This window comes from Pandoraea iniqua, assembly GCF_902459685.1.
Taxonomy (GTDB): domain Bacteria; phylum Pseudomonadota; class Gammaproteobacteria; order Burkholderiales; family Burkholderiaceae; genus Pandoraea; species Pandoraea iniqua.
Window position 1 is genome coordinate 855,807 of record NZ_CABPSF010000002.1, and the last position, 14,861, is coordinate 870,667.

Below are 14,861 nucleotides of genomic sequence, written 5' to 3' on the forward strand. Positions count from 1 at the left end.
GCGGCATTCGGTTTGAACCCATCCTCTGTCGGGGCCGGCTTGCCGGTAGAACGCCGATACGATGGCACAAGGAGTGGTAAATGAATCTGATCGCACAGATCGAGCAAGAAGAAATCGCGCGTTTGACCGCGTCGAAGACGATTCCCGAATTCGCCCCGGGCGACACCGTGATCGTCAACGTGAACGTCGTTGAAGGCACGCGCAAGCGTGTGCAGGCTTACGAAGGCGTCGTGATCGCCAAGCGTAACCGTGGCCTGAACTCGGCCTTCATCGTTCGCAAGATTTCGTCGGGTGAAGGCGTTGAGCGTACGTTCCAGACGTACTCGCCGCTGATCGCCAGCATCGAAGTCAAGCGTCGTGGTGACGTTCGTCGCGCCAAGCTGTACTACCTGCGTGAGCGTTCGGGCAAGTCGGCACGTATCAAGGAAAAGCTCACGTACAAGAGCAAGACCGTCGCTGCCGAGTAAGTCGGACGCAGCCGTACCCGGCGACCTCGTGGCCGGGCACAGCAAAAGCCGTATGGAAAAAGCACCCTTTGGGGTGCTTTTTTCGTATGTGGCAGCGCATCATCGCGGGCGAATCGCTTGAATTGAACAGGGAATCGGATTTTTCTTCGCGCATACGCAGTCGACGCTTCCCCGGTAAAATAGCAACGTTATACGTCCCTCAAAGGCCTACGTGGCGCCACCTCTTATCCTGCACCCTGAAGCGTTGCCAATCGTCTCGACAGGCGAGGGGGAGGCTGCGGTGCCGGCTGAGCGACTGACGCCGATGGCCCTGCGAGATCGTCTCGCCAGCCCGCCTGTCTGGACACCCGATGCGGGTGCCATCGAAGTCGTCTCCCCCACGCTATTCACGCCGCGCGCCGCCGCCGTGCTGGTGCCGCTGGTCATGCGCCCGCAGGGCCTGACGGTGTTGCTGACCCAGCGCACGCAGCACTTGAGCACGCACGCGGGGCAGGTCAGCTTTCCGGGCGGGAGTCGTGAGCCGGATGATCCGACGCCGATCGCGACGGCGTTGCGTGAGTCGCGTGAAGAGATTGGACTCGACTCCGGTGCCGTCGAAGTGATTGGACGATTACCGGACTACGTCACCGGTACCGGTTTTCGTGTTGCGCCGGTGGTGGGTCTGGTCCGGCCGTCGATCGAACTCGTGGCCGACGCGGGCGAAGTCGACGAGATCTTCGAAGTCCCGCTCGATTTTTTGATGAACCCGGCGCATCACCAGATTCGGGTCTTCAACTATCAGGTCGGTGAACGACGCTTTTATGCGATGCCGTATCCGAGACCGTCCGGTGGCGAGTATTTCATCTGGGGGGCGACGGCCGGCATGCTGCGGAATTTCTATCAGCTACTGCGCGCCTGACGCACTCGGACCAAAGTTGCGCAATTCACCTGCGTCAAACGCGGATCGAATGCGTCGCGAAGGCGCATGGCACGGGCATTCGCGAGAAGCTGTGCTATCGTTACATCATTCCGTCCGGTGACCCGATCGCACGCATGACATTCTTTTCGGTACTCCTCGCGCTGATCCTCGAGCAGGTGCGTGCGCTCTCCACGCAAAACCCGATCTACAACCTGATTCGCTCCCACGCGACGCACACTTCCCAATCGTTCGATGCGGGGCAACCGCGTCATGGCGTGCTGGCGTGGCTGGTCGTGGTGGTGCCGTTCGTGCTTGTGGTCGGCGTGGTCTATTACCTGCTCATGCGGGTGAACATTCTGCTGGGCTTTGCGTGGAACGTGCTGATCGTCTATCTGACGATGGGCTTTCGCCAGTTCAGCCACTACTTCACCGACATTCACGTCGCGCTCAACAACGACAACGTCAACGAAGCGCGCGAGATTCTCCGTCAGTGGATCGGTATCGACACGGTCGACATGCCGGTCGACGAGATCGTGCGTCATACGCTGCTGCACGCCGTGATTGCATCGCACCGCCACGTATTCGGCGTGTTCTTCTGGTTCCTCATCCCGATCGGCCCTGCCGGCGCCGTGCTGTACCGGTTGGCGGAATATCTGTCGCGCCGCTGGACTGAACCCGCCCCGGATCGCAGCCCGGCGTTCGGCGCGTTTGCCCGCAAGGCGTTCTATGTGATCGACTGGGTGCCGGCCCGCATGACGGCAATCGGTTTTGCCATCGTCGGCAATTTCGAAGATGCGATCTACGCATGGCGTCACTACGCCAAGCAGTGGCCGAATGAGAACGAAGGTATTTTGCTGGCCGCCGGCAGTGGCGCCTTGGGCGCCCGCCTAACCGGCCCGCTGGCGGAAGTCTCGAGCATCGACGCGCTCAATCAAGGCGATGACGCTGTGCTGCCGGTTGGTGGCGAATGCACGCCGCGTACGCTTCAGGCCGCTGTCGGACTGGTGTGGCGCGCGGTCTTACTGTGGATGCTGTTGCTCTTGCTGCTGACACTCGCGGTCTGGCTCGGTTAAGGTTCCAGACAGACTGTGCTCCATGAAGAAACCCCGCCGAAGCGGGGTTTTTTCATTTCTGGATAGCCAACAAGTTGCCCGGCTCAATAAGGCACTTCTTGCTCCGACTCATGCACGAGTTGCGCGTACAGCGCGTGGCGTTGCTGAGAGATCCGGCCATCGGCAACCGCAGCGAGAATGGCGCAACCGGGCTCTTTCAGGTGATGGCAGTTGTAGAACCGGCAGCCGGTGAGCAACGGACGGAATTCAGGGAACGCACGCTCGAGCACACCTTCCTTGAGGTGGTGCAGGCCGAATTCCTGAAATCCCGGTGAGTCGATCAGCAAGCCGCCATCGGGAAGGTGGAAGATCCGCGTGAACGTCGTCGTATGTTTGCCGGAATTGAGCACCGTCGAAATTTCGCGCGTTGCCGCGGCGGCGTTGGGGACGAGCAGGTTCACGAGGCTCGACTTGCCCATGCCCGATTGCCCCAGCAGCAGCGATGCTTTATGTGCCAGTCGCGGCAGAAGCATCGCTTGTGCGGCCTCCGGATCGGCACGCACCGACAATTCCAGCACTTCATAGCCCAGCGCCCGGTAGGGCGCGAGGCGCTCGCGTGCTGCCGGCAATGCGGCGGTGACGTCCGTCTTGTTGAGGACGACGAGCGGGTGCAGTTCGTTGGCCTCGGCGGCCACCAGTGCCCGGCCGAGCAGGTCTTCGCTGAAATACGGTTCAGTGCCGAGCATGATCACCAACTGATCGATGTTCGACGCGAACAGCTTGCTTTTGAACTGATCCGAGCGGTAGAGCAGATTACGGCGCGGCAGAATTTCTTCAATCACGCCCTGATCGCCCGTGCGTGCCCACGCCACTTCGTCGCCTACGGCGATCTCGCTCTTCTTCCCCCGGGGGAAGCACAGCACGGTCTCGCCATCGTCGGCTTCGACCACATAGTGACGTCCATGGGCGGCGGCGACCCGGCCGAGACGGCGGGCTTCTGCGGTCGTGGCGGGCAGGGCCGCCTTCACTTTTGCGCCGCGCTTCATGCGTGCCCCAGCAGTCGGTCAATGCGCTGCGAGGCGGGCGGGTGCGAATAGTAGAACGCGGTGTAGACCGGGTCGGGCGTGAGCGTCGACGCGTTGTCCTGATACAGCTTCACCAGCGCGTTGATGAGGTCGCTGGCCTGTGTCTGGCTGGCGGCGAACGCATCGGCTTCGAACTCGTGCTTGCGCGACGTGAGGCTGCTCAGCGGGCTCGCGAAGAAGCCGAACACCGGCAACACCAGGAAGAAGAGCACCAGCGCCAGGGCGTTGTTGCTGCCCATCATCGACGGCATCACCCCCAGATCCGTGTAGAACCACGTACGGCCGGCGAGCCAGCCGAGCAGGGCCAGAAACGCCAGCGAGAGGGCGAAGGCGACGGCGAGACGCTTAGTGATATGGCGGCGCTTGAAGTGGCCCAACTCGTGGGCCAGTACGGCTTCGATTTCCGCCGGCGACAGGCGCTCGATCAGCGTATCGAAGAAGACGATGCGCTTGGCACGTCCGAACCCGCTGAAGTAGGCGTTGCCGTGGGCCGAGCGCTTCGAGCCGTCCATGACGAACAGCCCGCGCGCGGCGAAACCGCAGCGTTTCATCAACCCTTCGATGCGTTCGGCCAGCGAGACGTCCGCCAGCGGTTCGAACTTGTTGAACATCGGCGCGATGACGTGCGGGAAGATGAATTGCACGAACAGATTGAACGCGACCCACACGACCCACGTGTACAACCACCACAGCGGCCCGGCGCGCTCCATCAGCCACAGCACGACGAAGAGCAACGGCAGACCCAGCACGACGCCAATGGCCGTGCCCTTGATCAGGTCGGCAATGAACAGCCCGATCGACATGCGGTTGAAGCCGAATCGTTGCTCGATCACGAACTGGCGCACATAAGTGAACGGCAGATCGACGAGGCCGGAAATGAGCAGCACGGCGCCGATCAGCGCGATCTGGGCCAGATAACCGTCGCCCAGCCATTCGGTGATGCCGATATGCAGGAGGTTCAGGCCGCCGAGCAGCGTTAGTGCGACCAGCAGCACGGCCTGCGCGAAGATTTCGGCCATGCCGAGCCGCGTGCGGGCGACCGTGTAGTCGGCCGCGCGCTGGTGATCGGTCAGCGTGATCGTGCCGGCGAAACGCTCGGGGACAGCGGCACGATGGGCGACCACGTGGCGGATCTGGCGGGCCGCCAGCCACAACTTGGTCATGACCATGGCCAGCAGGAAGATCACGAAGAGATAAGTGAACATGCGCCTAAGAGGAAACTGAAGTATGCGAGAATTATAAGTTCTTTCGACCGGCCAGGCGCCTTACCGGTCGCCAACCGACGCGTTTTAAAGAGTCTTCCGATCATGTCTGCCATTCCGTCCCAAAATTCCGCATCTGCCGAAGGCGAAAAGACGCTCGCGCGTGCCGAGTTCAATCTGGTCTGGCTCGATATGGAAATGACCGGTTTGCAGCCGGATAGCGACCGTATCATCGAAGTCGCCGTCGTTGTGACCGATTCGGCACTGACGCGTCGCATCGAAGGCCCGGTTTTCGCCATTCACCAGTCCGACGCTGTCCTCGACGGCATGGATGACTGGAACAAGGGCACCCACGGCCGCTCGGGGCTGATCGATCGCGTCAAGGCGTCGCCGATCGATGAAGCTTCGGCAGAATTGCAACTGATCGAGTTTCTCTCGCAGTACGTGCCGCCCAATAAGTCGCCGATGTGCGGCAATTCGATTTGTCAGGACCGCCGCTTCATGGCGCGTTACATGCCCAAGCTGGAGGCCTTCTTCCATTACCGCAATCTCGACGTCAGCACGCTCAAGGAGCTGTGCCGCCGCTGGGAGCCCACGGTCTACAAGGGTTTCAGCAAGCGCGCCGCGCACACCGCGCTGGCCGACATCCATGAGTCGATCGACGAGCTCGTGTACTACCGCGAGCACTTCCTGAAGACGACGGTGCCCGGGAGCGACGCGGCTGCCTGATCGATCTCAGCTACCCGGCCAAACGAAAACGCCAGCGAAATGCTGGCGTTTTTTCATTGTGCGTTACGTTGTTACGTTGAAACGGTGAGGAGAGCCCGTCGCGGCCCAACGTCGGCTCAGGCCGGCTTCGGCGCGCGAATTGCCGTTTTCGGGCGGAACGCCTTGCAAACGGCTTCATCGGTTTCGATATACGGCCCGCCGATCAGGTCGATGCAATACGGCACGGCGGCAAAGATGCCGGGCACGATCGACTTGCCGTCGGCATCGCGCAGACCTTCCAGCGTCTCTTTGATCGACTTCGGCTGGCCCGGCAGATTGATGATGAGCGCGGCGTGGGCCGGCGTTTCGCGGATCACGGCCACCTGACGCGACAGAATCGCGGTCGGCACGAAGCGCAGGCTGATCTGGCGCATCTGCTCGCCAAAGCCCGGCATCTCTTTCGTCCCGGCACGCAGCGTTGCCTCGGGCGTCACATCGCGACGTGCCGGGCCGGTGCCGCCGGTGGTGAGCACCAGATCGCACTGCATCGTGTCGATGAGTTCGATCAACGTGGCGGTGATGCCATCCGCGTCATCGGGAATCAGGCGCGTCTCGGCCACCCAAGGGGACGTCAGGGCGCTGCCGAGCCAAGCCTGCAATGCCGGAATGCCCTGATCTTCATACGTGCCCTGACTGGCGCGGTCGCTGACCGAGACCAGTCCGACGCGCAGTTCATCCGGATGCGCGCGCGCGATCATCGATCGTCCTCACGCACCGGGAATTCCGGCAGATCGTCATCGGCGTCGTCCGACTTGTCGTGGCTGTCCGCGCTATTGGCCAGCAAGTCTTTGAGCGCTTGAAACAGCTCGCGGAAGGCCTTGGGCGGCTTTTGCGCGGCCTGCTCACGGCGGGCGTTGCGAATGAGGGTGCGAAGGTGCTGGCCATCGACGTCCGGGTGCTGTGCGAGCAGTTCCGTCAGTGCTTCGTCCTTGGCGAGCAGGCGATCGCGCCAGCGCTCAAGGGCGTGCAGCTTGGCGGTTTCGGCTTTCGACACGCCATTGATCACGTCGAGGGCACGCTGGATGGCTTCGACTTCCGACTCATCGAGCGAGCGCATGACCTTGCCGACGTACTGCATCTGACGGCGGCGGCCTTCATGCGCCGTGATCTTGCGGCAGTCGCGCACGGCTTGATCGAGCTTTTCGGACATGGGGACGCGCGCCAGCGCGTCTTTGGACAGGTTGACCAGTTCTGCGCCAAGATCCTGCAACGCGTGCGACTCGCGCTTGCGCTGGGATTTACTCGGACCTTCGTAGAGAAGTTCGGACTCGGCGGGTTGGTTATTGCGGTGATTGTGCGTCATGGGCGCTATTGTAACGCGGCTCACGCCGTCCAAATAGTTGCAACCCCCTCGTACGACGGTACGGAAGTCGCGCTAAGATGGCGGTTCCTATTCAGCCACTGACCCAATCGCGCCGATGTCCCAAGCGACCCAGCATTTCACGCATACCCAGGACCAACTCAAGGAAATCGTCAGCGACGTACTGCAATACGCCCGTTCGCTAGGCGCTACCGACGCGGCCGCCGAGATTTCCGAGGGCGACGGCCTGTCGGTCTCGGTGCGGCGCGGCAAGGTCGAGACCATCGAGCGCAATCGCGACAAGCTCGTCGGCGTGTCGGTGTTCATCGGCCAGCGCCGTGGCAACGCCAGTACCTCGGACTTCTCGCGCAAGGCGCTGCACGACACGGTCGACGCCGCTTTCAATATCGCCCGATTTACCGCCGAAGACGACTGCGCGGGCCTTGCCGAGGCGGAACTCCTCGAGACGAACCCGCAGGACCTGTCGCTCTTCCACCCGTGGCGCATCACGGCCGACGACGCTGTCGAACTTGCTCGCCGCGCGGAAAAGAGCGCGCTCGACGTGAGTCCCCTCATCCGAAATTCGGAAGGGGCGAGCGTTTCGGCCCAGCATTCCCAGTTCCTGCTCGGCACCACGCGCGGCTTCCTGTCGGGCTACCCGTATTCGCGTCACTACCTGTCGGTCTCGCCGATTGCCGGCTCTGGCAGCCACATGCAACGCGACGACTGGTACACGTCCAAGCGCGCCGCTGAAGATCTGGCGTCGCCGGAGGCCGTGGGCCGTTACGCCGCCGAGCGTGCGCTGGCTCGCCTGCACGCCCGCAAGCTCTCGACCCGCAAGTGCGCGGTGCTGTTCGAGGCCCCGCTCGCCGCCGGCCTGCTGGGCGCCTTCGTGCAGGGCGTGAGCGGTGGCGCGTTGTATCGCAAGGCCACGTTCCTCGTCGACACGCTGGGCAAACCGGTGTTTGCCGATCACGTGGGCATTCACGAAGACCCGCACGTGCCGCGCGCCATGGGTAGCGCCCCGTATGACGAAGAGGGTGTGAAGACGCGGGCCCGCGACGTGGTCACCGATGGCGTCGTGCAGGGCTATTTCCTCTCGACTTACTCGGCACGCAAGCTCGGCATGCAGACGACCGGTAACGCCGGCGGCTCGCACAACCTGCGCATGTATAGCAAGCTCACCGCGCCGACCGACGATTTCCGCGCCATGCTCCGTAAGCTCGGCACGGGCCTGCTGGTCACGGAACTGATGGGGCAGGGCGTGAACTACGTGACGGGCGATTATTCGCGCGGCGCGTCGGGTTTCTGGGTCGAGAACGGCGAAATCCAGTATCCGGTGGAAGAAATCACGCTGGCCGGCAACCTGAACGACATGTTCCGTCAGATCGTCGCCATCGGTGCCGACACGCTCGTGCGCGGCACCAAAGAGGTGGGGTCAATCCTGATTGAACAAATGACCATTGCCGGTCATTGATGCTGCGAAATCTCATTCTGGCGCCACAAACGCGTTGCATTTATGCGCCAGGACGGGGCAAAAACCCAATTGCCGTGTCCGCTCACGATAGTTTGCGTTATCCTTAGGGGTTTTCTTAAGCCACGGTTTAAGAACGGATACGGTAGTTAGGGTAATGGGCGCGCTCACAAGGCGCGCCTTCTCATAACTAGAGACTAGGTATTGGAGGAAGAGCACTCATGAAAAGCACCATGACCAAGTTGCTGGCTGCACTTGTCGCCACGGGGATGGTGGCTGCGGCCCACGCAGCCGATCTGAAGATCGGCGTGGCCGAAGCACTGTCGGGCGGCGCTGCGCAATATGGCGCAGCCATCAAGAACGGTTTCCAGCTCGCGGCTGACGAGATCAATGCCGCCGGTGGCGTCAACGGCAACAAACTTGTACTGCAAGTCGAAGACGAGCAAGGCAAGAAGGAAGAAGCGATCAACGTTTTCAAGAAGCTGATCTTCCAGGACAAGGTGCTGATGGTGTTCGGCCCCACGCTGTCGAACTCGGCACAGGCTGCCGACCCGATCGCGCAAGCCGGCAAGACGGTCGCTTTTGGCACGTCGAACACGGCTGACGGCATCACGTCTATCGGCGACTTCATCTTCCGTAACTCGGTGACCGAAGCCGACGTGCTGCCGGAGACCATCAAGGTCGCGGCCAAGCACACGGGCATCAAGAAAGTTGCTGTGCTGTACGGCAACGACGACGTGTTCACCAAGAGCGGCTACGACAACTTCAAGAAGGCGCTGGAAGACCTGAAGATCCCGGTCACGACGACCGAGACGTTCGCCAAGGGCGACGTGGACTTCAAGGCACAGCTCACGAAGATCAAGGCCAGCAACCCGGACGCCATCGTGCTGTCGGCACTGATCGCCGAAGGCGCGCCGATCATGGTGCAGGCCCGTCAACTGGGTATCAACGTGCCGTTTATCGGCGGCAACGGCATGAACTCGGTCAAGGTGTTCGATCTGGCCAAGGGCAGCTCGGATGGCCTGTGGGTGGGTAGCCCGTGGTCGATCGAGAACAACACGCCGGCCAACACCAAGTTCATCGCGGCCTACAAGGCCAAGTACTCGGTGTCGCCGGACCAGTTTGCGGCGCAAGCCTATGACGCGATGTACATCGCGGCCGGCGCGCTCAAGAACGTGAAGATCTCGGGCAATCTGGACGCCGACCGCAAGGCACTGCGCGATGCGCTGCCGAGCGTGACGCACGAAGGCGCGACCGGTGCTTTCGCGTTCCGTCAGGCCATGGGCAAGAACGGCAAGCCGGCTGGCTATGACGCAAAACAAGCGCCGATCGTCAGCGTGACGAAGGGCGGCAAGTACGTCATCGAGAAGTAAGCAGCCCGGCAGTACTTGAAGAAGTCCGCATGGGCGTAGGGCCGAAAGGCGCTACGCCCATCGGCGTTTCTGGCGCATGCCGCGCCCCCTCTCGGCACGCGTCTTCGTCCCTCAGGCTGGAATACACACCATGCTGGAACAGCAACTCGTCAACGCGCTCTCCCTCGGGTGCGTGTACGCCTTGTTCGCGCTCGGGTTCACACTCGTGTTCGGCATTCTCGGCGTCATCAATCTCTCGCACGGCGCGGTCTTCATGGTCGGCGCGTACGCCGCCCTTCAGGCTGTCGCACGTCTGCATCTGCCGCTGTGGGCGGCCATCATCACGGCGGTGATCGTCAGTGGCCTGCTCGGGCTGCTCATCGACGTGCTCGTGCTCAAGCCGCTGCGCAAGCGCGGTGCGCCTCACCTGATTCCGATGATCGCCACCATCGGCGTGGGCATTCTGCTCAACAACGGGATTCAGGGCATTTTCGGTGCGGAAAATCTGCGCTTCCCGTACGAATTGGTCCCGCAAGACACCCTCACGGTGGCCGGCGTGCACATGACCGTGCTGGAACTGGTGATCATCTTCGTCTCGTTCGCACTGATGGCGCTGCTCATCACCACGATCAAGAAGACGCAACTGGGCCGCGCATTGCGCGCGATCGCCGAGTCGCCGAAGGCCGCCTACCTGCTCGGCATCAACGTCGAAGGCCTGTTCCTCGCGACGTCGTTTGCGGCAGCCGGGCTGGGCGGTATGGCCGGCGTGCTGATCGGGTTGTACTCGAACGCGGTGTTCCCGCTGATGGGCCAGCCGATGCTGCACAAGGGTATCGCGGTGATCATTCTGGGCGGCATGGGCGACATTCGCGGCGCGATGATCGGCGGCCTGTTCCTCGGGTTTGCCGAGGTGATGTCGGTGGCTTACATCGGCTCGAACATGCGCGACGCCGTGGCGTTCGGCTTGTTGTTCCTGATCCTGTTGGTGCGTCCGCAGGGGTTGTTCGGCAAAGTGCTCGAACGCAAAGCGTAATTACGGGGGCGCAATGGACTGGTTCAATAATTTCTGGGCGGTGTACAGCAATTTGGTGCTGACGTTGGGCACCAATGCGCTGCTGGCGCTGTCGATTTACCTCACGCTCTCGTGCGGCATGCTTGCGATGGCCAATGCGGCGTTCATGGGCATTGGCGCTTACACGGCGGCCCTCTTGACGATGAACTACGAGATGCCGTTCGCGGTGTCGCTCGCCGGTGGCATGGCCGCACCGGCACTCGTCGCGTTCATCATCGGCAAGCCGACGCTACGCCTGTCGGGCGTGTATCTGGCGATGGCTACGCTCGGCTTCGGTGAAGTCGTGCGCGTGCTGATCCTGAACACCGAAGACCTGACCGGCGGCGCGCTCGGCCTGAACGGCATTCCGCAACTCACGCAGTGGTGGCATGTGGCCGGCGCCGTGGTGATCACGCTGGCTGTGCTGTGGCGTCTGCGCCGCTCCAAGATCGGCCGTGCGTTCGAAGCCATCAAGGAAGACGAGACGGCGGCGGGCCTCATGGGCATCAACGTCACCGGTTACAAGATGCTGGCGTTCGTGCTGGGTGCCGTGCTGGCCGGTCTGGCCGGCGCACTCAATGCGCATCTGACGTTCTTCATCGGCCCGAACGAGTACGGCTTCGATCGTGGCGTGGAGATTCTGACGATGGCGATTCTCGGCGGTATCAACGGTCTCGTGGGTCCGGTACTCGGCAGCACGATCCTCACGCTGTTGCCGGAGATGCTGCGCGCATTCAACGATTTCCGTCTTGTGGTCAACGGGCTGATTCTGGTGTTGATCGTGTTGTTCCTGCCCAAGGGCATCTGGGACCCGACACGTTTTCGCCGGTGGTTCCGCGCCGGCAAGACGCGTTCGGCCTCTTCCACGTAAGCGGACGGGGGATACGACATGCTCAAGCTGACTAATATTTCCAAGCGATTCGGCGGCCTGCACGTGTTGCAGGACGTGAATATCGAGGTGCCGCAGGGCACTATCTTCGGGTTGATCGGGCCGAACGGCGCCGGCAAGACGACGGTGTTCAACCTGATCACCGGCCTGTTGCAGCCGACCGGCGGCAGCATCACGTTCAACGGCGAAAGTCTGGTGGGGCAGAAGCCGCACAAGATCACGCAGCGCGGCATTGCCCGCACGTTCCAGAACATCCGCATCTTCAAAGAGATGACGCTGATCGAGAACGTGGTGGTGGGGATGCATCGCCATCTCACGTACGGACCGGCCGGGTTGCTGCTCTCGCTGCCGGGCTTTCGCGACATGGAGAAGCGCTCGCGCGAGCGTGCGCACGAGTTGCTCTCGTGGGTGAAGCTCGATCACAAGGCGTACGACATCGCCGACAACCTCTCGTACGGCGATCAGCGCAAGCTCGAACTGGCCCGCGCGCTGGCCACCGAGCCGAAGCTGTTGCTGCTCGACGAGCCGGTGGCCGGCATGAACACGGGCGAGAAGGTCGATCTCATGAGCGAGATCGAGAACATCAAGGCGCGTGGCTACACGATCTTCATGATCGAGCACGACATGCGTTTCGTGATGGGCCTGTGCGAGCGTATCGCGGTGCTGAACTTCGGCCGCATCATCGCCGAGGGCAACCCGGACGAGATCAAGAACAACCCGCAGGTGATCGAGGCTTATCTGGGCCGCGATGACGATGAGGATATCGCCGCACTCGCAGCCAGCGGGGAGGACAAGGCATGAGCGCATTGCTCGAAGTGAAGGGCCTGAAGGTGGCCTATGGGCATATCGAGGCCGTGAAGGGTGTCGATTTCTCGTTGCGCGAACACGAGATCACCTCGCTCGTGGGGGCCAACGGGGCGGGTAAGTCGACGACGTTGCTCGCGCTGTCCGGCCTGATCAAGAAGCAAGCCGGCACGATTCTGTTCGAAGGCGAGGACATCGGTGGTCTGGCCCCGAACAAGATCGTGCAGCGCGGGCTGGTGCAGGTGGCCGAAGGCCGTGCCACGCTCACGACGATGTCGGTGCGCGAGAACCTCGAACTCGGGGCGTACACGCGCCGCGACCGGCAGAACATCAAGGCGGACTTCGACAAGGTGCTGGAGCGATTCCCGCGTCTGTCGGAGCGTCTTGAGCAGATGGCCGGCAACTTGTCGGGCGGCGAGCAGCAGATGCTGGCGATCGGCCGTGCGCTGATGGCGCGTCCGCGTTTGCTGCTGCTCGACGAGCCGTCGATGGGGCTGGCGCCGATCATCGTGCAGGGCATTTTCAACACGCTCAAGGAAATCAACGCCGACGGGCTGACGATCTTCCTCGTGGAGCAGAACGTGCGTCAGGCGCTGAAGATCGCGCAACACGGCTACGTGCTCGAAACCGGCAAGGTCGTGCTCGACGACACCGGTCGCAACCTGCTCAACAACCCGCGTGTGCTGGAGGCGTATCTGGGCGGTTGATGATGAGGCGGGGGAGGCGGGGGAGGCGGCGCGTCTGCCCGGCTCCCCGTGCCCGGGTGGCACCGATATGACGTCGAACGCTCGTCGTCGGTTGGGGGGGCATTTCAACGGCATCGTCGGTGGGTGTAAATCACCCGCTGTCGATGCCGTTTTCGCATTGAACGGCCCTGTCAGCGGTGAAATCGACCAGCGCAAAGGATGGCGTGCCGCGCGGTGAAGGGCAAGGAAGGGTGATTGTCCGTACGCCGATTGGCAGTCAACCGGAATTGGTGCATGCTGCGTGAAAACGGGCGGAAAGGACATTCATGGACGGCTTTCTCATGGAGCGTGCGTCGCGTGCGCAACTAGCGCTCGCTGGCTGTCTGGCGCTCGTCATTCTCTGCGCACTCGTGCTCGCGGCCCCGCAGGCGACGTCGCCGTTGCCGGCCGTGGCGCCGTTCCTGCCGATGTGCGGGCTGACCGTCTTCACCACGGCCACCATCGTCTCGTTTCTCCTCGCCGCACAATTTCAAGTCAGCCGCCTGCCGGTGTACGGGCTGCTGGCCGGTGCCTACGCCTTCGCTGCACTCACCGTGGCCATGCAGTTGCTGACGTATCCGGGGCTGTTTTCGCCGCAGGGCCTGTTCGGCGCCCGCCCGAGCACATCCGGCTGGATCTGGGTGTTCTGGCATGCCGGGTTCCCCATTCTGGTGCTCGTCGCGATGGTCTCGCGGCGTCTGTTCACGCCGCAGTCGATCACGCAGTTACCGCCGCCCGGACGGGCGACTTGGATGTTCGTCGGCTTACCGCTCATCGTGGCGGTGCTGTTGTGCCTGACGGCGCTTGCCGTACCGCTGCCGCCCGCACTGGCGCCGGCGACCGCCCCCGGTGACTTCTCCGATAGCGGTGCCGCGTTCGTGCTGCTCCTGTTGAATCTGGCCGCGCTCGGTGGCGTGCTGTCGTTGGGGCGCTTGCGTACGGTGCTCGACGTATGGGTGGCCCTCGCCGTGCTCGCCTGCGTGACCGACACGCTGCTCAGTCTCATGAGCACGGTGCGCTTCTCGCTCGGCTGGTATCTGGCGCGTCTGTTCAGCATGTCGGCGCCCGGGCTGCTCGTTTGCGTACTGGTGTGGGAGGTGACGCGGCTCTATCGCGAGCTCACGCGCGCGCACCTGCGCCTGATCGAGTACAGCAATCGCGACGCGCTGACCGGCATCTTCAACCGCCGCTATTTCAACGAACGGTTTCCGCATGACTTCGAATTGGCTCGCCGCACGGCGCGACCTTTATCGTTGTTGATGGTCGACGTCGATCACTTTAAGAAATACAACGATCTGTACGGTCACCCCGTGGGCGACGAGTGTCTGGAGAACGTGGCCGTGGCGCTCATGCGGGCGACCCATCGCCCGACCGATCTGGTGGCGCGCTACGGCGGTGAAGAGTTTGTGATCGTGTTGCCGGACACCGACGTGAACGGTGCGCAGTTCGTGGCGACGCGTGTCACGGAGAGTGTGCGTGCGCTGGCGCGGCCCGGTCCCGGCCCGCTGGGCTATGTGACGGTGAGTGTCGGATGCGCGACCCACGTGCCGAAAGCCAATGACGCGAGCGACACACCGGAGCGGCTGATCGCGCAGGCCGACGAGGCGCTCTACGCGGCAAAACGTCTCGGACGCGACCGCATTCATATGGCGGCACGCGTTGACGACAGCGCGAGCAATGCAGGGAATACCGGGAGTGGGGTAAGTGCCGCCAACCCAGCCATCGATGCGCAGCGCAGCAACCTTAGCGCGTGATGGCTGAATGAAGCGATGAAGCGGGTGGCGTCAGGCCATC

At 62.6% G+C, this 14,861-nt stretch carries 15 protein-coding genes; 11 read left to right on the top strand and 4 right to left on the bottom strand.

Annotated elements, in window-relative coordinates:
• Nucleotides 1-80 precede the first annotated feature (80 nt).
• The 3 genes from rplS (at nt 81) to PIN31009_RS09600 (ending at nt 2,438) form a co-directional block, all read left to right on the top strand.
• Nucleotides 81-467: a 50S ribosomal protein L19 gene (rplS, locus tag PIN31009_RS09590; protein ID WP_150683995.1), complete on the top strand. Its 387-nt coding sequence runs from the start codon at nt 81-83 to the stop codon at nt 465-467.
• A 304-nt stretch (nt 468-771) separates the two neighbouring features.
• Nucleotides 772-1,365 carry a CoA pyrophosphatase gene (locus tag PIN31009_RS09595; RefSeq protein ID WP_246185582.1) on the top strand — a complete coding sequence of 198 codons (594 nt, stop codon included), beginning with the start codon at nt 772-774 and terminating at the stop codon, nt 1,363-1,365.
• Between the two features lie 134 nt (nt 1,366-1,499).
• Nucleotides 1,500-2,438: a CobD/CbiB family protein gene (locus tag PIN31009_RS09600; protein WP_058379476.1), complete on the top strand. Its 939-nt coding sequence runs from the start codon at nt 1,500-1,502 to the stop codon at nt 2,436-2,438.
• Nucleotides 2,439-2,521: 83 nt separating this feature from the next.
• Here the strand turns inward: PIN31009_RS09600 and rsgA are convergent, their stop codons facing one another.
• Together rsgA and PIN31009_RS09610 are read right to left on the bottom strand one after the other, a co-directional pair.
• The gene (gene rsgA / locus PIN31009_RS09605) at nt 2,522-3,463 is read right to left on the bottom strand and encodes a ribosome small subunit-dependent GTPase A (RefSeq protein ID WP_150790084.1); all 942 of its coding nucleotides are present in this window, start codon (nt 3,461-3,463) and stop codon (nt 2,522-2,524) included.
• Nucleotides 3,460-4,707 (bottom strand): M48 family metallopeptidase, encoded by a 1,248-nt coding sequence (locus PIN31009_RS09610; RefSeq protein WP_150790085.1) that lies wholly within the window; start codon nt 4,705-4,707, stop codon nt 3,460-3,462. Before PIN31009_RS09610 ends, rsgA begins: the two co-directional genes overlap by 4 nt.
• A 102-nt stretch (nt 4,708-4,809) precedes the next feature.
• On the opposite strand from PIN31009_RS09610, the gene orn reads away from it, so the two are divergent.
• Nucleotides 4,810-5,433, top strand: coding sequence for an oligoribonuclease (gene orn / locus PIN31009_RS09615; RefSeq protein ID WP_058379473.1), 624 nt, complete (start codon nt 4,810-4,812; stop codon nt 5,431-5,433).
• A gap of 116 nt (nt 5,434-5,549) precedes the next feature.
• Here orn and mog read toward each other — a convergent pair whose 3' ends face one another.
• Nucleotides 5,550-6,170 carry a molybdopterin adenylyltransferase gene (gene mog / locus PIN31009_RS09620; RefSeq protein WP_150790086.1) on the bottom strand — a complete coding sequence of 207 codons (621 nt, stop codon included), beginning with the start codon at nt 6,168-6,170 and terminating at the stop codon, nt 5,550-5,552.
• The gene (gene yjgA, locus PIN31009_RS09625) at nt 6,167-6,775 is read right to left on the bottom strand and encodes a ribosome biogenesis factor YjgA (protein WP_150790087.1); all 609 of its coding nucleotides are present in this window, start codon (nt 6,773-6,775) and stop codon (nt 6,167-6,169) included. The genes mog and yjgA overlap by 4 nt, the downstream gene beginning before the upstream one ends.
• Nucleotides 6,776-6,890: 115 nt before the next feature.
• On the opposite strand from yjgA, the gene pmbA reads away from it, so the two are divergent.
• The 7 genes from pmbA to PIN31009_RS09660 all read left to right on the top strand — a co-directional run bounded on the left by pmbA (nt 6,891) and on the right by PIN31009_RS09660 (nt 14,821).
• Nucleotides 6,891-8,249: a metalloprotease PmbA gene (pmbA, locus tag PIN31009_RS09630; protein WP_084656291.1), complete on the top strand. Its 1,359-nt coding sequence runs from the start codon at nt 6,891-6,893 to the stop codon at nt 8,247-8,249.
• A 218-nt stretch (nt 8,250-8,467) separates the two neighbouring features.
• Complete coding sequence (locus PIN31009_RS09635) at nt 8,468-9,619, top strand: ABC transporter substrate-binding protein (protein ID WP_150684001.1); 1,152 nt, start codon at nt 8,468-8,470, stop codon at nt 9,617-9,619.
• 130 nt (nt 9,620-9,749) lie between these two features.
• The gene (locus PIN31009_RS09640; protein WP_058379468.1) at nt 9,750-10,631 is read left to right on the top strand and encodes a branched-chain amino acid ABC transporter permease; all 882 of its coding nucleotides are present in this window, start codon (nt 9,750-9,752) and stop codon (nt 10,629-10,631) included.
• A gap of 13 nt (nt 10,632-10,644) precedes the next feature.
• Nucleotides 10,645-11,520, top strand: a complete 876-nt coding sequence (locus PIN31009_RS09645; protein ID WP_058379467.1) for a branched-chain amino acid ABC transporter permease — start codon at nt 10,645-10,647, stop codon at nt 11,518-11,520.
• A gap of 18 nt (nt 11,521-11,538) precedes the next feature.
• Nucleotides 11,539-12,339 (top strand): ABC transporter ATP-binding protein, encoded by an 801-nt coding sequence (locus PIN31009_RS09650; protein ID WP_058379466.1) that lies wholly within the window; start codon nt 11,539-11,541, stop codon nt 12,337-12,339.
• Nucleotides 12,336-13,049 carry an ABC transporter ATP-binding protein gene (locus PIN31009_RS09655; RefSeq protein WP_150790088.1) on the top strand — a complete coding sequence of 238 codons (714 nt, stop codon included), beginning with the start codon at nt 12,336-12,338 and terminating at the stop codon, nt 13,047-13,049. Before PIN31009_RS09650 ends, PIN31009_RS09655 begins: the two co-directional genes overlap by 4 nt.
• A 305-nt stretch (nt 13,050-13,354) precedes the next feature.
• Complete coding sequence (locus PIN31009_RS09660; protein ID WP_150790089.1) at nt 13,355-14,821, top strand: sensor domain-containing diguanylate cyclase; 1,467 nt, start codon at nt 13,355-13,357, stop codon at nt 14,819-14,821.
• Nucleotides 14,822-14,861: the final 40 nt, after the last annotated feature.